Below are 24003 nucleotides of genomic sequence, written 5' to 3' on the forward strand. Positions count from 1 at the left end.
CGTCAAGATTCTCGATATGGGCCTGGCCCGTTTCGAAGACGGCGGCGACGGCCTCACGGCGACCGAGCAAGTGATGGGGACGGTCGATTACATGAGCCCCGAGCAAGCGTCGGACACGAAGCACGCCGACGCGCGGGCCGACATCTATTCGCTCGGCTGCACGCTCTGGTACCTGCTCACGGCGAAGAAGCTGTACGACGCCGACTCGATGATCTCGCGCTTGATGAAACATCGCGACGCGCCGCTGCCGTCGCTCCTGAAGGAGCGCGACGATGCGCCGTGGCCGCTCGAGCAAGCGCTGCACAAGATGCTCGCCAAGCGCCCGCAAGACCGGACGCAAACGATGCCCGACGTGATCGCGGCGCTCGCCCCCTACGGCGGCGAAGCACCCTCCGGCAGCGGCTCCTCGAGCGGCCTCGGCTCCGGCACCGGACACAACGCCGACATGGCCTCGTTCATGCAATCGATGGGAACGAGCGGCACTAACACATCAGCCGTTTCGGCCTCGCAGGCGAAGTCGGCGACGAAGGGAGAAGTCGAAGCCACCGAGCAGTTCAGCGCACACGACGCCGGTACAGCTCCGAAAGGCGAAGCCCTCAACAAGGGAGCATCGAATAGTTCGACACGCTTGTCGAAGAACCAAGCGAAAGGTTCCGGTCAACGCTTGAAACTAATCGTCGCCGGCACGCTCGGCGGCATGCTGCTCCTGGCAGGCATCGTCATCAAAATGCGCGACAACGGCGGAGCGGCCGTCGCAGTCGTTCCGCAAACACTTCTCCCTGCGGGACCTGTATCAACGCTTCTCCCTCCGGGAGAAGGTGGCCGAAGGCCGGATGAGGGGCGCACCGTCTCAGGGCTCACAGTGGCACAATCGCTCGATTCGCCCGACTACGAATGGTCAGAACCGGAAAACCTCGGGCCGACGATCAACGGCCCGACGGACGAGAGGGCGATGTCGCTCACCGCCGATCAATTGCGTATTTACTACGACAGCCCCAGCGGACGCAGCGAGGCGACCCGTTCGTCGTCGGCGGTTCCGTTTAATAAGCCGAGCAAATCCAGCGGCCTCGGCGAGTCGTTCCTCAGCGGCGACGGACTTTCGATGGTCGGCATTACGGCGGACGGCTCCAATAAATATTGCCTCAAGGAACTTCATCGCGCGACGCTCGACGCGAAGTGGCAATGGGACAACCCACGCAATCTCTGTGCGCCGGCCGAAACTCCGGAACACGAGCGTCACGTGACGATGTCGGCCGACGGCCTCACCTTGATTTTTACGGTCTACAATCCCGCGACCGGACACGACGTTTGGATCAGCCGTCGAACGTCGCGAGACGGTTCGTTCGGTCTTGCGGAGAAGCTCGGCCCGTTCGTTAACACCCAGGGTGGGACGGAATCCGTCGGCATACTGCTCGGCGATAATCAGACCATCGTGTTTCGCCGCAGCGGTGTGTGGCACTTCACCTTCACTAGCTCGGCAGGAACAAAATCGTCGTTGGCGCTGCGCTCGAATCCCTTTTCGAACGATGATGTTTGGTTCGCTCCCGATGGGCGCACGGCCTACTTCGCCGCCGATCGCGCCGGCGGCTTCGGTGGTCTCGACATTTGGGTCACGCGCCTTGTGCCGAAGGGCTCGGCCAAACCGAAGACCGCGCCCTCCGCCGACCAAGGCAAAGTCGTGTTTCTCGACGACTTGCCGGAGAAGTCGTGGAGCGGTTACGGATCGCTCGGTAAACACGGCAAACAACTCAACAATGCCCAGATCACCTGGCAAGGGTCCAAAGTCGAGCATTCGCTTTTTACCGCTACGATCGCGCCGCTCAATCTGGCCCATGTCGAATACGAAATCTTCGGCCGCTACGACATGCTTCGGGCCGAAACGTTTTTATTGCGTGTGCCTGTGGGCGGCCCACAGACGTTTCGTGTTCTCGGCGACGGGAAGGTGCTGTGGACTTCCGCCCCTCAATCCGAACCGTTCAACGTGGCCGAAGCAGCCGTGAACGTCCGGAATGTTCAATTACTCCGCCTAGAAGTTTCGGGCGTGCCGAGTTATTCGAACCCCTTGTGGCTAAATGCTCGCTTAATTGCCGCCCCGTAAACGCATCCGTGATCATCTCGGGATTCGCCGCAGAGCCGGCTTACTACTTCACCCTTTCGAGCATGATCAGCGTGTGGCCGTTTTCCAAGGTCGAGCGGAAGTCGGTCGGGCGAGGCTTCCCCGGCTCGGCGTAGTTGCGTTCCAGCTTGCCGTCGACCATGCGATAGACGGCCTTCACGCCGCCGGCGTACTGCTGCTTCGAGTTGGGGTTATCGCCGGTGTATTCGATGTCGAGCGTGAACGGCCGAAGCGTTTCGTCGCGGGTCCATTTGAATTCGTTTAAGACCGCGCCACCGCTCATATAGAGGCACTTGTTCCCCTTGATCCGATAGACGACGTGCGCCATGGCGTTCGGATCGGTTTGGTTGCCGCGGGCTTGCAAGCTCACGATCCGCCAGTCGCCGTCGAGGTTCTCCATGCCGAGATCATGCACGCGCTTCGGCAGCAACAAGCACGGAACCACGGCCGCTAGGAACGGAACGATGAACAGCTTAGACAACAACATACGGGGTTTCCTTCTTAGATCAGGGCACCGGCCCTAACATAGCGTAGCGCTCCGCTCCTTCGCAAAGACATTCCCGCGCGACGCCGCCTGTCGACGCCGCGCGGGCGTTTTCTCGGCCGTAAACGAGACCGGCTCGATGTCGCCGTAATCGACATCGAGCCGGTGAGCTATTCGGAAAGTTCAAGCGTTTAGAAACGCAACGACGCCCCGGCATAAGCCGAAACCGGTGCTACCCCGTAGCCGTAAAGCTCTTCGTAGTTCTCGTTGAAAAGATTGTCGATCCGCCCGATGACTTGCAAGCTTTGCGAAACGTCGTACGACAGCGCCGTATTGACGACCACGTAGTCGGCCAGGCGAACGCGAATATCAGGGCCGAAGTTAACCTCGTCGAAGATCGCATCGTCGCGAGCCCCGACATAAATCCCGTTGACGTTCCAGTTCGCTCGGCCGTTCCAGAACTTGCGATTGTAGGTCACACCGAACTTATTGCGCGGCCGACGAAGCAACTGAGCGCCGGTGCCGATCGGCGGCGGAATCGCAGTGCTAGGAGCAAGCGTATCGGTATAGGTATACGAAGTCGTGAGTGTGGAAACGTCGCTCAAGACGAAGAGGGTCGAGAATTCTACGCCCGATGATCGGAATTGAGTGACGTTGTAGTACTGATAGGTGTTCAGGCTGAAGTCGATGTAATTGTTGAAATCGTTCCGGAAGTAAGTCACGTTCGGCACCAATTGCCCGTCGAACATCGGTTGCTCGATGCCGACATCCCAACCCTTACTGGTCTCCGGAACCAGAGCCGGATTCCCGAAACCGCCGGGAGCGAACCGCTGATAAATCGTCGGGGCACGAAAGCCGGTGCCGAGCGTGCCGTGGATGCCGGTGTTGGTGCCGGGCACACGATACAAAGAAGTGCAGCGATAAGTATCGTGCGCTCCATAGACGTTGTAGTGGTCGCTGCGCACGCCGACGGTCGTATACCAGTTCTCGTTCAATCGCAGTTGGTTCTCGCCGAACACCGCCCCGTCGTCGAGCGAGGTCTTGGGAAAGGAAGCGACGTAAGGTCCGGACGAGAAAAGAGCATCGGTACTATTAGAACCGGTTTCCGATTGATATGCCGCGCCGACCGTCACGCTGTTTCCTAAGCGCTCGGTATCGAGCACGTGAAATGTATTGCGCCAATTCACCTGCTGAATGTTTCCACGATACAGAGCATTCGTATAATAAGGTTCCGGTGCGTTCGGAAACACGCGATTTCCTCGTTTGATATCGCTCACATAATACGAAAGCTGTTGCTCGTACCAGCCCGCTTCGCTCGTGGTCTTAAGGCGAACTCCCGCGACCGCTTGCTGGATCGTGTTCGAGTCGTTCGGATCGTCTTTGAACGCTCCACCCCCTTTGTCGGTATCGACGTTCCCTTGGTTGTAGCGAAACGTGAAGTCGAGGTTCACGTTCTCGCTGGGTTGCCAACCGGTGCGGGTCGACAGCGTGCCGAGTTGAAAGCCGTCCTTCTCGACGTTGCCGGGCAACCGACTACTCGCGGCCGAGAAGCCGTTGGTGTCGAAGTACGAACCGGCGACGGAATAGTAAATCGGTCCGCTCGAGCCGCCGGCGTTCGCCGCCGAGTTCATCGTCGAAAAGCTCCCCCCCAACACGCTGACTTTCCCGTTCGCCGCTCCCTGCCCCTTCTTCGTGATAATGCTGATGACGCCGCCGAGCGCGTCGCTTCCATAGAGCACGCTCTGCGGTCCGCGCAAGACTTCGATCCGCTCGATGTTGTCGACCGAGAGATTCGCAAAGTCGTAACCGCCCCCTGGGGAGATCGTATCGTTCGCCGGCACGCCGTCGATGAGCACCTTCGTCTCTTGGCTCGCGGCACCTCGAATAAACACGCTCGTTATGCCGCCGGGAGTACCGGCGCGCACGACATCGAGCCCCGGCACGCCGCGCAACACTTCCGCGACGTTGACTTGCCCCTTCTGTTGGATTTGCTCGGCGGTGATTACCGTGACCGAGCTACCTGTAGTAGCGAGTGTGGTCGGCGTCAGGTTCGGTGTCGTTAAGACGGTATTGCTCGGCGTGGCCGACCCTTGCGAACCGACGCCGGGTGCCAGCGCACCTTCGACGATCGTGCCGGGCCCTTCCGGAAACGTCCGTTGCGATGGGCCGGTCGCTGCGTTCGAGTCGAGCGGTTGGGCCCGAGCCGTCGGCGAGGCGACCGCGAGAGCGGCGACGAGGCCGGCGACTCGGATCGCCGGCAGCGAGTCGCTGAGAAATTTGGCTAGACCGTAGGACATGCAATTGCTCCTTTCTTCCATCGAGGAAGAAGCAAGGGGAGAGCTTGCGCAGACCAGATATCCTGGCTTCGGGTCGTCCTTCGGCAGCCCTTCCCGACGTTCCGAAGAACGTCAGTGGTATTGCGGCCGTCGTCACCGTCACAGTCGCGGGGCGGCGGGAGATTCGGCCCGGCACGAGCGGTCGTCGCGAGTCGACGATCCAAGTCGCAGGCCTACACTCCGCTTCCCTGAAATCCGGCAAGCAGATCAGTTTTTACAAACACGTAATAACCGCTTCGACATGTTCCGCGCATGCGCATGAATACGATTTCAACGATTATGCTCGGCCGTAACTCACAGGCGCTACAACCGTTAGGCCCGATATCTACGGCACCGAACAACCCCTACGATCGTTACTGTTTACGGCCCCGACCGGCACAACCGATCGATTGCACCGATTGCGCCGCCTAGATGATGCCATCGAGACAAGCCGTTCAGAGAAGCAGCCAACGCGCGAACGTCGCCGCTTGGCCGACCGGTATGCCGGCTGTGTCTTGAAGGTTCCAGATGATCGCGCGCTCGATCAGAAACCTCTGGCCGGTGCGCGAGATGCGGATGCCGCGGTAATCGTCCACGAACCCTTGCTCGGCGGTGCGCGCCAGCAGTCGGGCCCGCTCTTCCCGTTCCAGCGGTTCGGCAGTCAAGCGACTCGGCATCTGCGTGAGCGCAGCGAAATCGGTCTCCCACAGCGTCAACGCCGTAAGATTGCCGTAGTTGAGAATCGGGTCCGGCTCCGTCCCATGCGACACGACGACGCATGGAGTATGAAACAACCGCTCGGCTTCGTCCAGCGCGTCGCCGCTCCGCTCGATGAGTTCGCTTCCTAGCAGCCGGCGGTAACTCTCAAGCAACACCTGAGCGTGCGCAACCAGCGACGGTTGCTTCCAAACCAGTCCCGAATTTGCTTCGTGGTCGGCGGCAGGCATAGATGTCGATTGTGCCTCGCGATCGATCATCTTCCCAGGGGGACGCGCGCTCTTTTCTCGTCGCGAGCCGGGGCCGTTTGCCGAACGCCGACCCTCCGGTTAAGATCGCCCCCATGCATGCGTCGTCTCATTCGCCGGGCCGCCTGATCGTCGTCGAGGGAATCGACGGGGCGGGCAAGTCGACCCAAGTCCGACGCCTTGCCGAAGCCCTCCGGCAAGCCGGAAAAAGCGTCGTCGCTTCGCGCGAGCCGACCGACGGCCCTTGGGGACGCAAGCTCCGTGCCTCGGCCGAATCGCAACGGATGAGCCTCGCCGATGAGTTGCATGCGTTTATCGAAGATCGCAAAGAGCATGTCGCGCAAGTTATCCGACCTGCCTTAGAGCAGGGGACCGTCGTGCTGCTCGACCGCTACTACTTTTCGACGATGGCTTATCAAGGCGCACGGGGAGCCGACGTCCAGCGTATCCGTCGCGAGAACGAAGCGATCGCTCCTCGGCCCGACTTGGTCTTGCTCGTCGACTTCGATCCGCAGATCGCGCTCACACGGATTCGCGAATCGCGCGGCGATGTGCCGAACGAGTTCGAGCAACTCGATCAACTCCGCGCGATCCGCAAAATCTTTCTCGATACCGCGCACCTCGATCCGACGTTTCGCATCATCGACGGCAGCGGCTCGCCGGATGCCGTCTTTCGGCAGCTTTGGTGTGCCGTCGACGCGTTGTTTGCGGCAGCGAGCGAGCAACCGTAAAATACGAGCGTTCCTTTCCGCACGCCGAGGACGCGCTCATGGCTTCGCTGCGCAGCACGATCGCACTGCTCCTCACGTTCTCACTTTTCGCCTGCTCGCTCCTCGCATGCTCGCAGCCGGCGCGGGCCGCCGAACCGTCGGCGCCGACCGATCCCGCGCTGCGGGCCGTCTTGTCGCAACTCTTCAACGACACTTGGGAAAAGTCGGCGGACGGAATCACGACGGCCGAGCGTTTGCATCTTCGTGCTCGTGAGTTGTCGGCGAGCGACCCGCGCGTCGACTTCGCCCTGGCTCTGGTGCAGCTTCATTATCTTCGCTTCTCGGAGGCCGAACGCACGCTTACCGTGCTGCAAACCGCTTCGCCCGACTATTGGCCCGCCGCGCAAGCGAAGATCCATCTCGCGATCTTGATGAAGAAGTATTCCGCCGCTCTTCCGGAGATCGACCGGTTCAGCGAGCGGGTCGCTGCGACCGCGATCGACTCGGGCCGTGCCGAGGCAAGACGTGAAGCGGCCGAGTTCTTAGGACGGATCTTCGGCTATCTCGAAGGCCCGGCCGCGAAAGCCGTATCGCAAGCCGCCGTGGCCGACGTGCGTGCTCGCGTCCTCACGCGGCTCGCCTCGCCCGATCGCGAGGCTTTCAGTGCCGCGTTCGGGAGCGTCAACGAGCGCTTCACGCAACTCGACGAAGAGACACGGCGCACGAAGGCCGAAAGCATCGCCGTGCAGCAGGAGCAAAAAGAACTCGATCTCAAACGACTTCAAACGGAACAAGCTTCGCTCGCCGGCGACAAAGAGTCGATCCGCAAGCAAGCGCAAGAAGCCTTCGACACGGCCCGCGCGAAAACCGCAGCGCTCGACCAGCAACTCGCGCCGCTCGATGCGGCCTTCGGTCGTCTCGTCGCGCGCTCGCAATTGATTCGCGGCGAGATCGCGCAGCTCGATAATTCGGTGGCCTCGCTCTTGACGCAAGCGCAACTTGCGAAAGACCCGCTGCTGAAAGTCTCGCTGTTGCAACAAGCCGATCTGATTTCCAATCAGATTCGCGCCGCGGATTTCGCGCTTCGGAACGTCGACGCCGAGGCGGCACAAGTCAACGCTCAGCGCGAAGCGCTGCTGCGACAACGAAGCGTAATCGTCGAGCAATATCAAGGGGATGCCAAACGTCTCGGAGTCGAAGCGGCGAAGCTCGGACGAACCGAGAAGCGCAACGTCGTGCAACAAAAAGAAGCGATCAAGCCGCCGAACGGCTTCACGCCGCAAGTGCAAACCAAGACGACCGCGGCGGCATCGATCACCAGCTACGTCGAGTTCCCCCTCGAACGCGAAAAGCTGCGACTACTCGACTCGCTCCGTTGATCACGCATATTCTGCGACCATAATTGCGAAATAGGTGCCCTTGCGGCATCCTCGCGGTCGTCAAGATATTTATTGAGTTTGGGGTATTCGCATTATTGTGAACCCTATCGTTGCTTCTTAATGTGTTCTTGCAGTCGACCGTCGGTCTCTTGCCTGCCGTTTTCATCCCCACGGCAGCGAAGACGGCACCAACGACTTAAGCGAGAAACACAATGCCGATGGAACAGATTCCTTCGCTGCATGAGTTGGCTTTCCTGACGGAAGCGGAACTCGCGTGCTTCGATATCGCGGAAGTTCATTTGCGCTGCGCCGAGGGCTTGCCAGGAACGGAAAAGCTCGACATTCCGGATTGTCTTGCGCAGCTCGACCGCTGTGCGGAACTCGTCCGCGAAGAAACGACGAAACTGCGGCCTCACTTTGAGAAGAGTCCCGAAAGGTTCGACAACTCGGAGAATGTCTTTCGAGCGATGGCTCTTTCGGAGGTTGTGAAGGACCAATTCAAGATCAAGATCGACCTCACCCTGAACGACCTCAAGCCCGAAGAAGCGTTCAAGAAGCCGGAACATTATTTCATGCACGGCCTTCTGAACGAACGGGAAGGAATGTGCCTGCCGGTTAGTGTTCTTTACGCGGCGGTCGGCCGACGGCTCGGTTATCCGCTCAAGCTCGTGCGGACCACGGAGCATATGTTCGTCCGTTGGGATGCCGCAGAGCGATTCAACGTCGAATGCGCGATTGAGGGCTACGAGAGCTTTCCGGATTCTTACTACTTGGACTGGCCGAAAAAACTGACTCCGGCCGAAGCCGGACGATTCGGCTTTTTGGCCTCCATGACCGCCACGCAAGAACTGGCTTCCTTTCTTTTTCATCGCGGAGGATGCTTGACCGTCGCCCAAAACTTGAACGACGGCATCAAGTGCATGCTTTGGGCGCATGGTTTAACGCCCGACGATCCCGCGCACATCGGCTCCGCGATGCAGCTAATGCACGGTTGGAGGATCGGCTTGAGTGCCTCGACGCCGGTCTGGTTCCCGGACGTTCAAATCCAATGGCCGACGAAACGGCGGTTCCGGAACTTACCGGTCAAGATGGAGCACGAGTTCATTCGGCTCGACATCGTGAGCAAAATCTTGAAGGAGCAGTTCGAGGGTGCCGGAGCATCCGTCGGCACCAAGTTTGCCGAGTTGCCGGATCGCATCCTCGTCCATTGCGAATAGGAGGTTTCTACGATGTTATCTCCGCTCAAAGGAAGAACGTTCGCGAGTATGGGCATCGTGCGTGGCACCGCGACCGTTGCCGATGATGCTGCCGTTGCGGTGGCCCGAGCAGCAAACAGCGCCGTAAACCCTCGCCTGATCCAGCGGCTAGATGCATTTCGAGCGTACCAAGCTCGCGGAGGAGCTAAGGACATGCTTGCATGGGTCAAATCGACCCAAAGCAATTCTGCGTACGGAACCGGCGTTCGTAGCGGCTACGTGAAATGGATCAACAGTGTTGAAAGCGTCCACGGTAATTCGACGTTATCAAGTCGTACGGCGGTCCTGTATCGTTTGGAAGATCCGTCTGGTACGCTGCTAAAGTGGGGTATCACTCAAGACATGAGCAAGCGATATAGCAACGAGTTCTTGCTTGACAAACAGATGTTTCGCGTGGCGCAAGGTTCTCGGGCAGATATGCTCCGTTTGGAGCGGCAACTGATAGAAACACAAATGATCTCGATCGGTGTCGACTATATGGGGCCTGAGCTTCGAGATTCGCAAGCGTACAAGGTGTTAAATGCCGCTCTGAACCTAACGGTCACCGAGCGCGGCGATTTCAAGCTTGGTGACGAACCATCCGTAAACGTCGTGTTTCTGGTTCCGGGTTCGCTTGGGTCCCTTGACTTCGACTTTCCGCTTGAAGGCAAGTTTTCCGCGAAAGACAAACTCCTGCGAGTCGATATTCCGGTTCCTCAAGAAATCGTGAATTCCGAGTCGATTTCCGAATTCATCATCGATTCTCTCCACAGCGCCAACGCGGTCGCCTTCGATTTCTTTAGGCGTCGCGGCAGAGAGTCGTTCGCGCTCGAGAAGGCGGAAGCGATCGTCAAGCGGATTCAAAACTCACTCGCGGCATCGGCCTAACCGGGGATTAGCGTTCGTAACGTCCGTGAATTGCGGAGAAACGACGCTCTGAGAATTCTCGCGATGGCTTGAACATCGGATCGGGAATAGCGAATTCGATAACCGCGATTTCGTAGCGGTGTTAATGCCACCAATCAATGATCTCCATACCTTCTCCGGCGGGAATGACATTAATCGTGAGGCCGACCCAGTTAGGAGGCTCTTATGGGCTCGTCTTCCCCTAAAGATCATCCGGCATTTGGTTTTACCGATTTGCACGGATTCAAAGACTTCGTATCGATGGTGACCGTATGCGCACCCGATTTATTCATGCCGTACGATTGGCTCGGTCCGGATGAGCAACTGAACTTGGGCCTCGCTTTTGACGGTCTACGATACGGCTTGTATCTCGCCTCGCAAGAGAAAGGAGAATCCATGCTCCTTTCTCAAAGCCGATCGCTAGTTGAAGAGGCGTTTACGCTATATCAGGCGGGCCAAGACCATGCGGGGCAACTCAAGCTCGAAGAAGTGGAAAAGCTCATTGCCAAGCTCCCCTCAAGGTAACACCATGTGCATAACGGGGCGGAACTTCCGACGGCGCGACTTGCACTAGCATTTTGAGCGGTTCGCAGCAGTCGGTGCGAAGGACATGTCTCCCTGCGGAAGCCTATGTAGCAACTCATGCTCCCGGCACGTGCCGACAAACATCGTGCAGCAGGTCGAGCATCGTTTCCGTTTCCTCCGCCGTTACGCACAGCGCCGGACAAATGCGCAGCGCCGTCTTGCCGCAGCCGAGCAGCAGCAGGCCGCGCTTGAATGCGCTCTGAATGATCTCATGCCGTCGTGTCGCCGGCGATCCTTCCGCAGCCGTGACGTCGATCGCCTGCATCAGCCCGATGCCGCGAGGGGCTGCTAAGCCGGTCGCCGGATCGGCGGCCAGCCGGCGCAAGCCGACGGCGAGTTGCTCTCCTCGTTCGGCCGCGTTTTGCATAAATGAGCCCTCGACCAAGTCGAGCGTGGCGAGAGCCGCGCGGCAACTGATCGGATTGCCGCCGAACGTCGAAGCATGGCTTCCCGGCGGCCAATTCATGATCTCGGCCTTCGTCACGATCGCCCCCAGCGGCATCCCGCTCGCAATCCCTTTCGCAATGCAAACGATATCCGGCACGACGCCGAAATGCTCGACCGCAAACATCCGGCCCGTCCGCCCGATGCCTGACTGCACCTCATCCACGACCAATAGAATGCCGTGCCGATCGCAAACTTCTCGCAACATCGGCAAGAACCGCGCCGACGGCACGCGATAGCCCCCTTCCCCTTGAATCGGCTCGACGAAGATCGCGGCGACTTCATCCGCCGGACAGACCGTCGCGAATTGTTCTTCGATTTCCGCTCGTTCGCAATCGAAATGGATGTGATGAACGGCACCGAGCAGCGGGCCGAAGCCATGTCGATGGATCGCCTTCGAAGCTCCGAGCGACATCGCGCCGTAGGTCCGACCGTGAAACGCTCCGTAGCAAGAGATGACCCGCTGCCGACCTGTGCGATGTCGCGCAAGCTTGAGCGCCGCTTCGATCGCCTCGGCACCGCTGTTGCAAAAGAAGACGCGCTTCGCCCCTTCGCCGGGAGCGAGCGCCGCCAAACGCTCGGCGAGCTCGATCTCGGGGGCATAATAGAAATCGGTCCCCGACATATGCACCAGCTTCGACGCCTGATCGGCGATCGCCGCCACGACATCGGGATGCGCATGGCCGGTCGCCGTGACGGCGATCCCGGCGGTGAAATCGAGAAACAGATTTCCGTCGACGTCTTCGATCGTGCAGCCGTGCCCGCGCGCGGCGACCAACGGATAGGCCCGCGTATACGACTGCGAAATCACCTGGTCGTCGCGCTCGATCCAAGCCCAAGCCTTCGGGCCCGGCGGCGGCACGACGATGTGCGGAGCTTTCAAGATGGCGCTGGTATGCATGGTTAGTGCCTCGCTTTCGTGTCGGTCGGCGCCGGCGAAGTTGCGTTCGTTGCGGAGCCGGCGCTCATTCCTTGCGCCATCGTGATGCCCAATTCGTGATTCACCGTGAACGAGGTCTTATGCGTGACCGAATCGATGAGCCCCGCAGCCGAGGGCTGACCGTTGCCGCTGCGCTTCACGCCGCCGAACGGCAGATGCACCTCGGCGCCGATGCACGGCAGGTTGACGTAGCCCATGCCGTAGTCGCACTCATCACGGAATAGTCGCCACCGGCGATAGTCTTCCGTGACGACGGCCATCGACAATCCGTAACGAGTATCGTTGTAGATGTGAATCGCTTCGGCGTCGTCGTCGAACGGAATGACCGCCAGATGCGGGCCGAAAACCTCTTCCCGGATCGTGCGGACCGTCGGTCCATAGGCTTGGCGATAGATAAACGGCCCGACGAAGTTGCCCCCTTCTTCGGCCTCGGCGACCCGGCTGCCGTCGAACAACACGACCGCTTTCTCGGCTTTCGCGAGTTCGTTGTAGCGCAGCACTTTTTCCGCCGCGGCTCGATTGATCAGCGGACCGGCGAACGCGCCGGCCGTAAACGGATCGGCGAACTTCAACTGCGCGGCCCGCTCGCAAAGCTCGCGCTCGAACCGCTCGAGCAACTTGCGATGCACCAGCACGCGCCCTGCCGAAACGCAGCGCTGCCCGGTCGTCTTAAACGCGCTGAGCAGTGCGGCAGGCACGGCCAGATCGAGCCGCGCGTCTTCACACACGATCACGGCGCTCTTCGAGCCCATCTCGCAAGCGCAGGTCTTATGGTCGCTCTCGGCCGCGAGCTTGCGAATGTGCGAGCCGACGTCGTAGCTGCCGGTGAAGCAGACGACGTCTACGTCATCGTGCCGGGCCAGCGCATCGCCGACCTCTTCGCCGAGCCCCTGCACGAGGTTGATCGTGCCGGCCGGAAAGCCGGCCTCTTCGCAGAGCGCCGTAAGTCGCTCGCCGATCTCGGGCGTCTCTTCCGACGGCTTGAAGACGGTCGTGTTCCCTTCCAACAAACTCGGCGCGAGCATCCACAGCGGAACGGCGAACGGAAAGTTCCACGGCGTAATCACCGCGACGACCCCGCGCGGTTTGCGACGCACGTACAGATCCTTCCCCGTGATCTCCGAAGCGACGCAATCGCCGATCGCCTGCCGGGCCGTGCCGCAAACGTATTGCACCATATGCAAACCTTCGACGACCTCGGCGCGCGCCTCATCGAGAATCTTGCCGCTCTCGCGGGCCAACGTTTTCGCGAGCGATTCGCGATCGCGGGCGATCAGCGTCGCCAAGCGATCGAACATTTCTCCGCGCTTGATACGGCTCGTGCGCCGCCAAGCGGGGAACGCGCGCCGGGCCGCCGCGACCGCAGCGGCGGCGTCTTCGCGAGTGCCGCGCGGGAAGTGCCCGAGCACTTCCTCCTTGCGCGCCGGATTGCGATTCTCCAGCATCGCATTTCCGTTCGACCAACGGCCATCGACGAACATGCGACCGGTCCAAAGCCCGGCTGCTCCGACCCCTTGCGATTCTTGTTGCCGATTCATAGCTGTTCCTATCGAGAATCACGACCGAAAACCTAGCTGCCGCCGAACGGCATTGTACGGTTTCGGCAAGATCGATCTCGATAGCTCGCGCGGCATCGCCCATTCCGGCGGCAAGCGGAAGTCTGAGAAAGATTTCACAAGGCCGACGAGAAGTGTCCTGTCGGCGTCGTCATCGCTGGGGAAAACTTAACCGGCCGCAGGAACCGCCGGGAGCGACAGGCCGCGCGCCGGCGGTCGCCGATCGCCACGCAAAGCGATGAACGCTTCGACCAACATCAGGGCCGCTAGCACGAGCAAGACGATGCCGATCCACGGCACCGGATCGGTCGGCACCTGATAGCCGCCGGTCTCTTTGTTCACGAACTTCGGCCATGTCATCGCGATGAGCGCCCAACTGCTCATCACATACATAAACACGCATGGCACGCCCGTGACCAACCAGACCCAAGCTTCGCGGCGCGTGCGCCAGAGCCAGATGGTCACACCGAGCAGAGTCAGCGCAGCGAGCAATTGGTTGCTCGCGCCGAAGAGATTCCAAAACAGCTTATACAAAGGTTGCGGAACCCCTTTGGCGTCGACCGGGGGAGCTTGCAACAGGAAGTACAACGGAACTCCGGAAGTCAGGCCCGTGCCGAGCCATTTCCCTTTCGCGTCTTTCCAGCCGGTGAGCTCTTGAATGATGTAGCGCCCCAGCCGCGTGCAGACATCCAGCGTGTCATAAACGAACGTCGTAAACGCCATTAGCGCGAATGAAATGGCAAACTGCGGCGGGATGTGCAGCGTGCGAAGAAACTCCCCCATCCCTTGCGCGTAGATGACGTTCGGCGTCGAGTTCAACGTCGGCGAGCCTTGGGCCCAGATCATCACGCACGACAGCGACACGATCGCGACCATCGCCTCGAGCAACATCGCTCCGTAGCCGATCGGCCGCGCATCCGTTTCATGCTTCAGCTGCTTCGACGTGGTACCGGAAGCGATCAGCGAGTGGAAGCCCGAACATGCTCCGCAGGCGATCGTGATGAACAAGAAAGGGAACAGCGTATCGCCGCGAGCCGACATCCACCCGATGAACTGCGGATACTCGACCTTATGTCCGCCGAGCACGAGGCCGATCGCTCCGCCGCCGAGCGCAATATAGAGAAAGTAGCCCCCCAAGTGCCCGCGCGGTTGCAGCAACAACCAGACCGGCACGACCGCGGCGACGAGGCAATAGATCAGCAGCGCGACGTCCCACACATCTTGCGCCGCGGCCTTCTGCAAGCCGAATATCTGCTCGATATCGAACGGAATGTAAGGGCCGACGTAGATCGTCGCCGCGATGAGCGGGAGAAAAATCAGAGTCGCCCAGTTGAGCGAGAGCTTCGTAAATCGGAGCAGCAGGCCCATCACGATCGGCAGCACGAGATACAACAGAGAAGAGGTCGCGACCGCGCCCCCATGCACGACGACCCCGCCGCCGAGATCTTGCCGGCCGACGAACGCCGCGGTCGTGACGTCGGTAAACGCGACGATGATATAGACCAGCGCGATCCACACAAACGAGAGAAACAACAAGAACGAACGCTGGCTGATGTGCTTGCGTACCACCTCGGCGATCGAGCCGGCATTGTGGCGGATCGAAGCGGTGAGGGCCGTCATGTCGTGAACGCCGCCGATGAGGATCGAGCCGACGAGGATCCAAATCAGGGCCGGAAGCCAACCGAACGCGAGGCCCGCCGCGATCGGACCGACGATCGGCCCGGCCGCCGCGATGGCCGAGAAATGCTGGCTCATCAAGAACTTCGAGTCGATCGGTTCGTAGTCGAGCCCGTCGCGCAGTTCGACGGCCGGCGTCGGCTTCGTCGGGTCGAGCTTCAAGAGCCGAGCCAGAAGTCGCCCATAAGTGAAATAGGCGATCGACAGAATCACGGCGGACAACAGCACGATCGGCAACAGCGTCATACCAAGCACTCCGAAGTGGGGCGACCACTAGCAGAATACCTCTGCCCGGCATGCCGAACAAGCGGAGTCGGGCCGAGGCCGGCGGCGGCTCCCCACCTCACTCGGGCCGCTCCGCCGTCGGGCGGCCATCGCCTAGGTCGTTTCCTTCGAGATTGCGCCCCCAGCCGCTCCCCAGCACCAACTGCTTGAACAGGGATAGGCAAAGGGCGAGAAAGTAGATGGCCGAGGGGCGGTGATAGAAGCGACCGTTGCGCGCCGTCAACTGGCCCGACCGGCTCAGCCGCTCCAAGCGCACGCCGACGAGGTCGCGAACGCCGTATCGCCCGATGAGATCTTGCTCCGTGGTTCCCGTGTCACTGGCCGCCAGCTCCGTCAAAATGCGAACTCGCAGCGAGGCGATCGCTACGTTGACGAAGTTGATGTAGCAATAGGCGAGGCCTCCGTAGGTAAGCCAGGCCGTGCCGAGGGAGCCGATGCGATCGAGTAGGCGCACGCTCGGCGCTGCCGTAGCGATCGCCGCGAGCGCAGTACAGACCAGTCCTCCGACGAGGAACGAAACGATAAACGCGCCGAGCGTCCGCGTGCCGCGCGTGAGGTTGGCGGCGGCCATATGCACGATGCCGCAGCAGATGAGTCCTACGATGGGAGCGGCCGGCAACTCGATCTCGTTCACGATTAGCCCCCGACCTGCAGATGGTAGAGACGCCGGACCAGACGATAGAGCGAGGCGACCCCGCGTCCTTGCTCGGTAATGGTGAGGCGGTCTCCTTGCAAACGGAGATAGCCGGTATCGACGAGCGATTTCAACCTCGCGCCGATCACGAAGTCGTCGTCGAAGAGGTTCTGAATGTCTGCTTGAGACCGTCCCTTTTCGCCCGCTCGGGCCAGCGCCAGGGCGATCGTCAGCGTAGCGCTGTCGCTCTCGATCGCCGTGTAGGTGACGATGTACGCAAGCGAGAGGGCGACATGGCATAGCAGCGCCGACACCAGGCCCGACCATCCCCCGAACAGACTCGGCGACACTCCACACAGAGCGCCGGCCACCGCGGCCACGGCCGGAACGACGACGAGAAAAAGAGTTGCCAGCGCAACATAAGGACGCCGCGGCCGATGCAACCGCCACACGACGACATGCAGCGCAAACGCCGCCGAGAACAAACCGACGCCTAGTAAAAAAGTCGCCATGCGAGGCCGAGTCTCTCCGCTAATAAATGGACTTCAATGATTTCGCCGGCAACGCTCGGGCACGATGCGCGGCGCAGATTTGCAGTAGCACTTCGTTCGGATCGGTAAATGCGAACCGCAGTTCGTTGGTGGCTCGCCAGGATCGAAGGACCGTTCGTAGGGGGCGTTTCGCTGCACCCGCGATTTGCTCAAGGCGACACGGGGAGACTTGCGCGTCGTCGATCTGTAGCGCTGCGGCGACTTGGCGGATCAATTCATAGCGAGATGTTGCCGGAGGGGCGGCCGCATGAATCAGTCCGCGCATTCTATGCGCGATGGCCGCGTCGATCAGCCGAGCGACGTCGTCGACGTAGATCATGCTAAAGCATTGGTCGATCGCGGCGCGGTATTCGCAACCCGCCAGGAGTCGCGAGCAGGCTTCGTCGAGAATGCAGCCGCCGCCGACCGCCTCGGTGACGACGCGCGCTAGCCGCACCGTAAGATGGGGTCGGCCGCACGCCGTCAGAAACCTTTCGACTTCCACCTTTTGCCGGCCGTATTCATTGATCGGGCACACGGCCGATGTCTCGTCGTAGTAGCTGTGGGTCTCGGACGCGTGGGTCGTGCCGTCGAAAACATAATCGGACGACAAGAACACCGGCACGACGTCGGCGGCCAAAAGGCGCTCGAGCAGCGTGATCGTGCCGTCGACGTTTACCGCCCTCGTGGCCTGCGGAAATTGCTCGCATTCGTCGGCCTTCGTGATGCCGGCCGACACGACCCCGAACGAATACCGCGACTCCGGCAATCGCAACGAGCCGACGTCCGCCGTTCGTAAATCGAACGGCAGGAATTCGCCGTCGGCATTCGCACGGCGACTCGTGGCCGCAACCATTGCGTGCGTCTGCCGAAAACAGGCGGCGAGGCGCCGCCCGACCGTGCCCGTTGCTCCGACCACTAAGACGCGATCGTGCGGCGCATCGCGATCGAGAGTGGTTGGTTGCATCCGAGTTGCCGCGCGAACGTAAGGGAGATCGTCGTCGAAGTCCGTGTCGACTTTCGAGCCGACACGGCGACCAGTATACTGCTTTTTTCCGTCTCGATCTTCTCGCCGCTTCCGATCTCGACCTATGGACGAATTGCCCAAGTCGGAACAGGAAGCATGGTCGCGCGTGACCGATCGCTACGGCACGCGCGAGGCGACGCTCGGCGCGCGCTCGACCGCACGCTTGCGGAACGATCCCGCGAGTTTATCGATTACGCTGGCGCGCTATAAGTTCTTGGCCCGACTGGCGAGCAAGAACCGGCGCATCTTAGAACTCGGCGTCTGGGAGCCGCTCGGGAGCCGCATTCTGGCCGAGTTTGCGGCTGCGTACGTCGGCGTCGATGCTGAGGCCCCATTTGCCGAGGAAGCGAATCGGCTGTTCGAGCCGTTTGCGATGCAGTTTCGCACGGACGTGGTTCAGGAAGCTGCCGGATACGACTTGGTCGTTTGCCTCGAGTTCGCCCGCGCTCTCGCGGCCGTGGGCTCCCCGACGACTTCGCCGATCGCCCCTTTTTTCGATCTTGTATTGCGGCTGCTCGACGACGACGGAATCGTTGCGGTCGGTATCAATTACGACTCGGACGCCGGGCATTCCGACTCCGTTCGCCGCGCGATGGACGACCGTTTCGCGCAGGTCTTCGAGTTTCGGTGCTACGGAGAATCGATCACGGTCGATTGTGCGAACCAGCAGGAACATTCCCGAACCGGTTACGCGCTCTTGATCGGCATGCTCCCGCGTCGGGCAGCCGATCGCGCTCGGCGGGAACTAACCGTCGAAGTGACACGTTCGCCGGATGTAGTTCCGTCAGACGAGCCGATTCGCTTCGGGCGGCATTTGTGTCATTGGTTGCATCAGAGTCCGCGGCGGCTGTTGCATTCGATGGCCTACTATCGGTTCGGGGCAGAATTGATCGGTCCGAACCGCAAGGTGCTCGACGTCGGTTGCGGCGAGGGCTTGGGAACATGGTTGCTCGCACAGCGAAACGGCGCTGCGGTCGGCCTCGACTTCGACGCCGAGGCAATCGAAGTCGCGCAGGGCAACTTCCACGATCGACGCGTTCGCTTCGCCTGCGGCGACTTCTTCGAAACTCCCGTCGAAAAGTACGACGCGCTGGTGAACTTCGACTGTATCGAACATATCTTGCCGCAGAACGTCGACCGATTTTGGAGTCGTATCACGGAGCATCTGGCCGACGACGGGCTGGCGATCGTCGGCACCCCGAGCCTCGCTTCGGATGCCTACGCGAACCCGACGACACGCGCAGGCCATGTGAACCTGTACTCGGGCGATCGCCTGGAAGCCGAAATGTCGCAGCACTTTCGCCAGGTCTTCTTGTTCTCCGCCAACGACGAAACCATTCACACGGGCTTTCGGCAACTGGCCCACTACTATCTCGGCGTCGGAGTCGGACCGATCCGTCGGCCGACGCCCCGCGAATGACGCCCTGCGAGAACAAGCCCGCTCGACGACGGTAGACGCCTCGGCCGGCAGCCCTATAATTGCCCCTTACGAAGGGGCGTCGGAAATCGGAGCGCAAGGGCTCCGGCTTCTCGGCACATGCCGCTCACCTGGAAATTTCGATCGGGAGTATTCGTCTTGGCAGAAAAAGTCGTCATCATCGGGAGTGGGCCCGCCGGTTGGTCGGCCGCCATCTACGCAGCCCGCGCGAACCTCGAGCCGCTGCTGTACGAGGGGACGCCGCAAGCCGAGATGATCCCGCTCGGGCAGTTGGCCTATACGACGGAAGTGGAAAACTATCCCGGCTTTCCGGTCGGCAACGTGCGCGCGTTTATCGAGAGCGCCGTCGACGAGGACCGCCACTACAACTTGCCGCCCCCGCCTAAGGGCCACGAAAAGAACGGCGCGCCGCATTATGCCGTGCAGGGGGTCGAGCTCGTCGAGTTGATGAAGCAGCAAGCGATCAACTTCGGCACGCGCGTCGTCGGCGACGACATCGTCGACGTCGATTTTTCGTCGCGGCCGTATAAGCTGCATACCGGTGAGAAGACCGTCGTCGAAGCCCATGCGATCATCATCGCCACCGGGGCCCGCGCGAATTACATCGGTCTGCCGTCGGAAGAGACGTATAAGAACCGGGGCGTCAGCGCGTGTGCGGTTTGCGATGGGGCGCTCCCTCGCTTTCGCAAAAAGGAGCTCGTGGTCGTCGGCGGCGGAGACTCGGCCGTCGAAGAAGCGAACTACCTCACCAACTTCGCCTCGAAAGTCTATTTGGTGCATCGCCGCGATAAACTTCGCGCGAGCAAGATCATGGCCGAGCGCGCCTTGGCGAACGCGAAGATCGAGCTCACGTGGAACAGCGCCGTCGTCGAGTGCCAAGGGAACGACAAGGAAGGGCTCACCTCGGTGACGCTCCAGAGCACGCTCGACGGCTCGACGCGCAACCTCCCGGCGGCCGGCATGTTCGTCGCCATCGGGCACACCCCGAACACCGCCTTCCTTCACGGCAAGCTAACGACCAACGAGAAGGGCTACCTCAAGCTCACGGTGCCGTTCCGAACAAACACGAGCGTCGAAGGGGTGTTCGCCGCCGGCGACGTGGCCGACGACTACTATCGCCAAGCGATCACATCGGCCGGTAGCGGCTGCATGGCGGCGCTCGATGCCGAACGCTGGCTTGCGGCTCACGAGTAACTCGATTCACCACCCACGCGGGAGAGTTCACGGATGGAAAAGGTCCCAGCGAAGATCAGCGTAGCCGAAGCTCGCAAGGCGGCCGCCGTCGGACGCGAGGTGTTGCTCGAAGGCTGGATCCGCACGCGCCGCGACTCAAAGGGAGGTTTCAGCTTCCTCGAGCTCAACGACGGCTCGAGCCAAGGCAACGTGCAGATCATCGCCGATGCGACGTTGCCGAACTACGAAGACGTGATCAAGCATCTCGCGGCCGGCTACAGCGTCGGCGTCGAAGGCTTGGTGAAGGCATCGCAAGGGAAAGGCCAAGAGACGGAGATCGGGGCGACGAAAGTCACGCTCTACGGAACGGCCGACGTCGAGACCTATCCGCTGCAAAAGAAACAACATTCGTTCGAGTTTCTTCGGACGATCGCCCACCTGCGCCCGCGCACGAACACGTTCGGCGCGATCGCGCGCGTGCGGAATTGCGTGAGCCGTTCGATTCACGACTTCTTTCAAGAGCAAGGTTTCCTCTACGTCCATACGCCGATCATCACCGCCAGCGATTGCGAAGGGGCCGGCTCGATGTTCCGCGTGTCGACTCTTGATCCCGAGCGGTTGCCGCGGCTCCCTGCGAGCGCGGGGGGCAAGGTCGACTACAAGCAAGACTTCTTCGAGCGGCCGACCTACCTCACGGTAAGCGGTCAGCTGCAAGGAGAAACGCTGGCCTGCGCGCTCGGCAAGGTCTATACCTTCGGTCCGACGTTCCGTGCCGAGAACTCGAACACCACGCGACACTTGGCCGAGTTTTGGATGATCGAGCCGGAGATGGCGTTCTTCGATCTGCAAGACAACATGCGGCTGGCCGAAGCGTTTCTCAAGCGCATCTTCCGCGACGTGCTCGCCCGCTGCGGCGAAGACCTCAAGTTCTTCGCCGAGCGCATCGACAAGACCGCGATCGAAACGCTCGAGAAGATCGTGGCGGCGGATTTCGTCCGCTGCTCGTACACGGAAGCGGTCGACATTCTCATCGCCAGCGGCAAGAAGTTCGAGTTCCCGGTCAGCTGGGGCTGCGACCTCCAGGCCGAGCACGAACGCTACCTGACCGAAGAGAAATTCCAAGCTCCGACGATTCTCTACGATTATCCCCGCACGCTGAAGCCGTTCTACATGCGCGTCAACGACGACGGCAAGACGGTGCGCGCGATGGACATCCTCGTGCCGAAAGTCGGCGAGATCATCGGCGGCAGCCAGCGCGAAGAACGCTTAGACGTGCTCGAACAACGAATGGCCGAGCAAGGCCTGCACGCCGAACAGTATTCTTGGTACATCGACCTGCGCCGCTACGGCACCGTGCCGCACGCCGGCTTCGGCCTCGGTCTCGAGCGGGTCGTGCAGTTCATCACCGGCATGGCGAACATTCGAGACGTAATCCCGTATCCACGCACGCCGGGGAACGCCGAGTATTAAGCCGGCGCAGGTTTTTCGCCGGCCGTCTCGTCGACGACCAGGACGTGCCACTTGCCCGGCCCATGCACGCCGACGACGAGTTTCGACTCGATATCGCCGGTTTTGCTCGGGCCCGTGATCAGTGTGACGTTGCTCGGCCAGTCGCGCTTTGCCAGCCGTTCGCCGAGACGGTCGAACGCGTCGAACAAATCGGCCAGGATCTGCTCGCGGCTCACGATCGCGAGATAAACCGGCGGCACGAGGCTCGCCACCCGTTCGTTGCCGAACTCATGGGCCATGACAAGCGAGCCGGTTTCGGCGAGCGCGAACGTGCAGGAAGTGATGCCGATATCGGCGGCGAGCATGTCGCGGCGCTGCTCCGCACGGGCCTGCGGCGCAAGCAAGGCCGAGTCGATCTGCGTCACACGCTCCGTGCGCAGCCAGTCTGTGAGGCCGAAGCGGTCGAGGACCGGATGCCGCCAACAGAGGGCGCTGCGGGGCTCGTATATGCGAAAAATTTGCGCTGCCTCGCGACGAGCCGCTTCCATCGACGGCACGACGACCGGCCGCCCGCCGACCTTCGCAACTTCCGCAGTGAACCTGGCAACGAGATCTTCTTCAATGGTGCTGTAGCCCATCGCGCGCGTTACGGTCGGGTCGGCATGTACGCGGTAGCGCAAACCGGAGGTCGCCGCTTCGCGCACGCGAGCCAGAAAAGCTTCGCGATTCATTCCATCCCCTCCCTGCTCCACCAATCGCGGAAGCGCTCGCGGGCCGGAGCCGGAAAGTCGCGGTTCTTCGTCCAGCCGTGCAACGGGCCGGGCAATTTCTTCAGCCAGCCGCTCGGCAGGACTCGGCCGACGGTGCGCGTCGCCAGCCAAGTGAGGAAGCGATACAGTCGCGGGCTGCGCATGCTCCGGGCCCAGAGGCCGTAGGCTTGCGCTTCGGCCCAGTGCATCTCGCCCGGTTCTTTGTGGAGTTGGTCGCGGAGTTGGATGAGCATCTCGGGGATCGCGATCTTCACCGGACAAGCCGCTTGGCATGCGCCGCACAGACTCGAAGCGTGCGGCAAGTGGCGGTTGTTCGTCAGCCCGTCGTAGAGCGGCGTCAGCACCGCGCCGATCGGGCCGGAATACGTGCCGCCGTAGGCATGGCCGCCGATGTTGCGATAGATCGGGCAGACGTTCAAGCACGCCCCGCAACGAATGCAAAACAGGCTCTCGCGCAACGGCCCTTCGAGGATGCGCGTGCGCCCGTTATCCAACAGCACGACATGGAACTCGTCGGGGCCTTCGAGTTCGTCGGGCTTGCGCGGGCCGTTGGCGAGCGTCGTATAAATGGACAGCTTCTGTCCGGTCGCGGCCCGCGCGAGGACCTTTAAGAAGATCGGCAAGTCGGCGAGCTTCGGAATCACTTTCTCGATGCCGAGAATCGCGATGTGCAGCTTCGGCATCGTGACGGTGAGCCGCGCGTTCCCTTCGTTCGAGATCAGCACGATCGTGCCGGTTTCGGCGACGGCGAAGTTGGCGCCGGTAATGCCCGCATCGGCCGTGGCGAAAGCATCTCGCAAGCGAGTGCGAGCGTAGGCGCACAGGTCTTCCGGCGTGTTCGGCAAGGTTTCGCCGGCGTCGGTCGAGAGCAGTTGGTGAATCTCCGGCATGCGCAAGTGCAACGCCGGGGCCACGAGATGCGACGGCCGTTGCTTCGACAACTGCACGATGTATTCGCCCAAGTCGGTTTCGATCGGCTCGATGCCGGCCGCTTCGAGGGCGTCGTTCAGATGAATTTCTTCGGTCGTCATCGACTTGCTTTTGACGACCCGCTTCGCTCCGCGACTGCGCAGAATATCGGTCACGATGCGGCACGCGTCGTCCCCGTCGCCGGCATAGTGGACCTCTCCCCCGCGCTCGCGCACGCTCGCCTCGAGCGTTTCGAGATGGCCGGCAAGGTCGGCCAGGGTCGCGTCTTTGATTTGCCGAGCCAGTTCTCGCAGGGGAGCACTTTGGGGAAAGGTCTCCCAAGCTTCTCGGTTTCGCTTGGCAAGCGTGTCGCCGACGTTTGCCAACGACAATTGCAGGTTCGCGTCGACCAAGGCCTGCGACGAGGCCGTGAGAAATTCGTGGTGCGTTTGACGCGTGAAATCAGTTGTCGACAT

Annotated in this window: 20 protein-coding genes and 1 riboswitch; of the genes, 9 read left to right on the forward strand and 11 right to left on the reverse strand. The window is 61.2% G+C overall.

Annotated features, from left to right (window positions below; genetic code table 11):
• Nucleotides 1–2098, forward strand: a 2098-nt coding sequence (locus tag K8U03_11145) for an NPCBM/NEW2 domain-containing protein (GenBank protein ID MCE9605443.1), incomplete at its 5' end; no start/stop codon positions are given.
• Nucleotides 2099–2141: 43 nt separating this feature from the next.
• Here the strand turns inward: K8U03_11145 and K8U03_11150 are convergent.
• The 3 genes from K8U03_11150 to K8U03_11160 all read right to left on the reverse strand — a co-directional run bounded on the left by K8U03_11150 (nt 2142) and on the right by K8U03_11160 (nt 5862).
• Entirely contained in the window at nt 2142–2603 is a 462-nt protein-coding gene (locus K8U03_11150) for a TIGR03067 domain-containing protein (protein MCE9605444.1), read from the reverse strand.
• Between the two features lie 188 nt (nt 2604–2791).
• Complete coding sequence (locus K8U03_11155) at nt 2792–4897, reverse strand: TonB-dependent receptor (GenBank protein ID MCE9605445.1); 2106 nt, start codon at nt 4895–4897, stop codon at nt 2792–2794.
• A 34-nt stretch (nt 4898–4931) separates the two neighbouring features.
• Nucleotides 4932–5166: riboswitch (cobalamin riboswitch) on the reverse strand.
• 204 nt (nt 5167–5370) lie between these two features.
• Nucleotides 5371–5862 carry an MEKHLA domain-containing protein gene (locus tag K8U03_11160; GenBank protein MCE9605446.1) on the reverse strand — a complete coding sequence of 164 codons (492 nt, stop codon included), beginning with the start codon at nt 5860–5862 and terminating at the stop codon, nt 5371–5373.
• Nucleotides 5863–5975: 113 nt separating this feature from the next.
• Between K8U03_11160 and tmk the strand changes: the two genes are divergently transcribed.
• The 5 genes from tmk (at nt 5976) to K8U03_11185 (ending at nt 10635) form a co-directional block, all read left to right on the forward strand.
• Nucleotides 5976–6611: a dTMP kinase gene (tmk, locus tag K8U03_11165; protein ID MCE9605447.1), complete on the forward strand. Its 636-nt coding sequence runs from the start codon at nt 5976–5978 to the stop codon at nt 6609–6611.
• A 38-nt stretch (nt 6612–6649) separates the two neighbouring features.
• The gene (locus K8U03_11170; protein ID MCE9605448.1) at nt 6650–7969 is read left to right on the forward strand and encodes a hypothetical protein; all 1320 of its coding nucleotides are present in this window, start codon (nt 6650–6652) and stop codon (nt 7967–7969) included.
• A 212-nt stretch (nt 7970–8181) separates the two neighbouring features.
• The gene (locus K8U03_11175) at nt 8182–9186 is read left to right on the forward strand and encodes a transglutaminase-like domain-containing protein (protein ID MCE9605449.1); all 1005 of its coding nucleotides are present in this window, start codon (nt 8182–8184) and stop codon (nt 9184–9186) included.
• Between the two features lie 12 nt (nt 9187–9198).
• Nucleotides 9199–10092 carry a hypothetical protein gene (locus K8U03_11180; protein ID MCE9605450.1) on the forward strand — a complete coding sequence of 298 codons (894 nt, stop codon included), beginning with the start codon at nt 9199–9201 and terminating at the stop codon, nt 10090–10092.
• Between the two features lie 204 nt (nt 10093–10296).
• Nucleotides 10297–10635 (forward strand): trigger factor, encoded by a 339-nt coding sequence (locus K8U03_11185; protein ID MCE9605451.1) that lies wholly within the window; start codon nt 10297–10299, stop codon nt 10633–10635.
• A 115-nt stretch (nt 10636–10750) separates the two neighbouring features.
• On the opposite strand, the gene K8U03_11190 is transcribed toward K8U03_11185, so the two are convergent.
• The 6 genes from K8U03_11190 to K8U03_11215 form a co-directional block, all read right to left on the reverse strand.
• Nucleotides 10751–12040, reverse strand: a complete 1290-nt coding sequence (locus K8U03_11190) for an acetyl ornithine aminotransferase family protein (protein ID MCE9605452.1) — start codon at nt 12038–12040, stop codon at nt 10751–10753.
• 2 nt (nt 12041–12042) lie between these two features.
• On the reverse strand, nt 12043–13560 hold the full coding sequence (locus tag K8U03_11195; protein ID MCE9605453.1) for an aldehyde dehydrogenase family protein: 1518 nt from the start codon (nt 13558–13560) through the stop codon (nt 12043–12045).
• 243 nt (nt 13561–13803) lie between these two features.
• On the reverse strand, nt 13804–15558 hold the full coding sequence (locus K8U03_11200) for a carbon starvation protein A (protein ID MCE9605454.1): 1755 nt from the start codon (nt 15556–15558) through the stop codon (nt 13804–13806).
• Nucleotides 15559–15655: 97 nt separating this feature from the next.
• Nucleotides 15656–16231, reverse strand: coding sequence for a hypothetical protein (locus K8U03_11205; GenBank protein MCE9605455.1), 576 nt, complete (start codon nt 16229–16231; stop codon nt 15656–15658).
• Between the two features lie 2 nt (nt 16232–16233).
• Nucleotides 16234–16743 (reverse strand): hypothetical protein, encoded by a 510-nt coding sequence (locus K8U03_11210; protein MCE9605456.1) that lies wholly within the window; start codon nt 16741–16743, stop codon nt 16234–16236.
• Between the two features lie 19 nt (nt 16744–16762).
• Nucleotides 16763–17728: a sugar nucleotide-binding protein gene (locus K8U03_11215; protein ID MCE9605457.1), complete on the reverse strand. Its 966-nt coding sequence runs from the start codon at nt 17726–17728 to the stop codon at nt 16763–16765.
• A gap of 124 nt (nt 17729–17852) precedes the next feature.
• Between K8U03_11215 and K8U03_11220 the strand changes: the two genes are divergently transcribed.
• From K8U03_11220 to asnS, 3 genes are all read left to right on the forward strand, one after another.
• Nucleotides 17853–19208, forward strand: a complete 1356-nt coding sequence (locus K8U03_11220; protein ID MCE9605458.1) for a class I SAM-dependent methyltransferase — start codon at nt 17853–17855, stop codon at nt 19206–19208.
• 117 nt (nt 19209–19325) lie between these two features.
• On the forward strand, nt 19326–20420 hold the full coding sequence (locus K8U03_11225) for an FAD-dependent oxidoreductase (GenBank protein ID MCE9605459.1): 1095 nt from the start codon (nt 19326–19328) through the stop codon (nt 20418–20420).
• A 33-nt stretch (nt 20421–20453) separates the two neighbouring features.
• Nucleotides 20454–21869: an asparagine--tRNA ligase gene (gene asnS / locus K8U03_11230; protein MCE9605460.1), complete on the forward strand. Its 1416-nt coding sequence runs from the start codon at nt 20454–20456 to the stop codon at nt 21867–21869.
• On the opposite strand, the gene K8U03_11235 is transcribed toward asnS, so the two are convergent.
• Nucleotides 21866–22579 (reverse strand): lactate utilization protein, encoded by a 714-nt coding sequence (locus K8U03_11235; protein ID MCE9605461.1) that lies wholly within the window; start codon nt 22577–22579, stop codon nt 21866–21868. The two genes, asnS and K8U03_11235, sit on opposite strands and share 4 nt — an antisense overlap.
• The gene (locus tag K8U03_11240; protein ID MCE9605462.1) at nt 22576–24003 is read right to left on the reverse strand and encodes an iron-sulfur cluster-binding protein; all 1428 of its coding nucleotides are present in this window, start codon (nt 24001–24003) and stop codon (nt 22576–22578) included. Before K8U03_11240 ends, K8U03_11235 begins: the two co-directional genes overlap by 4 nt.

The sequence above is a fragment of the Planctomycetia bacterium genome (assembly GCA_021413845.1).
GTDB lineage: Bacteria > Planctomycetota > Planctomycetia > Pirellulales > PNKZ01 > PNKZ01.

Excerpts from the sequence above, each read along its gene's own strand:
- K8U03_11150 (MCE9605444.1), bottom strand. The coding sequence starts at position 2,603 with ATGTTGTTGTCTAAGCTGTTCATCGTTCCGTTCCTAGCGGCCGTGGTT.
- K8U03_11155 (MCE9605445.1), bottom strand. The coding sequence starts at position 4,897 with ATGTCCTACGGTCTAGCCAAATTTCTCAGCGACTCGCTGCCGGCGATC.
- K8U03_11160 (MCE9605446.1), bottom strand. The coding sequence starts at position 5,862 with ATGCCTGCCGCCGACCACGAAGCAAATTCGGGACTGGTTTGGAAGCAA.
- tmk (MCE9605447.1), top strand. The coding sequence starts at position 5,976 with ATGCATGCGTCGTCTCATTCGCCGGGCCGCCTGATCGTCGTCGAGGGA.
- K8U03_11170 (MCE9605448.1), top strand. The coding sequence starts at position 6,650 with ATGGCTTCGCTGCGCAGCACGATCGCACTGCTCCTCACGTTCTCACTT.
- K8U03_11175 (MCE9605449.1), top strand. The coding sequence starts at position 8,182 with ATGCCGATGGAACAGATTCCTTCGCTGCATGAGTTGGCTTTCCTGACG.
- K8U03_11180 (MCE9605450.1), top strand. The coding sequence starts at position 9,199 with ATGTTATCTCCGCTCAAAGGAAGAACGTTCGCGAGTATGGGCATCGTG.
- K8U03_11185 (MCE9605451.1), top strand. The coding sequence starts at position 10,297 with ATGGGCTCGTCTTCCCCTAAAGATCATCCGGCATTTGGTTTTACCGAT.
- K8U03_11190 (MCE9605452.1), bottom strand. The coding sequence starts at position 12,040 with ATGCATACCAGCGCCATCTTGAAAGCTCCGCACATCGTCGTGCCGCCG.
- K8U03_11195 (MCE9605453.1), bottom strand. The coding sequence starts at position 13,560 with ATGTTCGTCGATGGCCGTTGGTCGAACGGAAATGCGATGCTGGAGAAT.
- K8U03_11200 (MCE9605454.1), bottom strand. The coding sequence starts at position 15,558 with ATGACGCTGTTGCCGATCGTGCTGTTGTCCGCCGTGATTCTGTCGATC.
- K8U03_11210 (MCE9605456.1), bottom strand. The coding sequence starts at position 16,743 with ATGGCGACTTTTTTACTAGGCGTCGGTTTGTTCTCGGCGGCGTTTGCG.
- K8U03_11215 (MCE9605457.1), bottom strand. The coding sequence starts at position 17,728 with ATGCAACCAACCACTCTCGATCGCGATGCGCCGCACGATCGCGTCTTA.
- K8U03_11220 (MCE9605458.1), top strand. The coding sequence starts at position 17,853 with ATGGACGAATTGCCCAAGTCGGAACAGGAAGCATGGTCGCGCGTGACC.
- K8U03_11225 (MCE9605459.1), top strand. The coding sequence starts at position 19,326 with ATGCCGCTCACCTGGAAATTTCGATCGGGAGTATTCGTCTTGGCAGAA.
- asnS (MCE9605460.1), top strand. The coding sequence starts at position 20,454 with ATGGAAAAGGTCCCAGCGAAGATCAGCGTAGCCGAAGCTCGCAAGGCG.
- K8U03_11235 (MCE9605461.1), bottom strand. The coding sequence starts at position 22,579 with ATGAATCGCGAAGCTTTTCTGGCTCGCGTGCGCGAAGCGGCGACCTCC.
- K8U03_11240 (MCE9605462.1), bottom strand. The coding sequence starts at position 24,003 with ATGTCGACAACTGATTTCACGCGTCAAACGCACCACGAATTTCTCACG.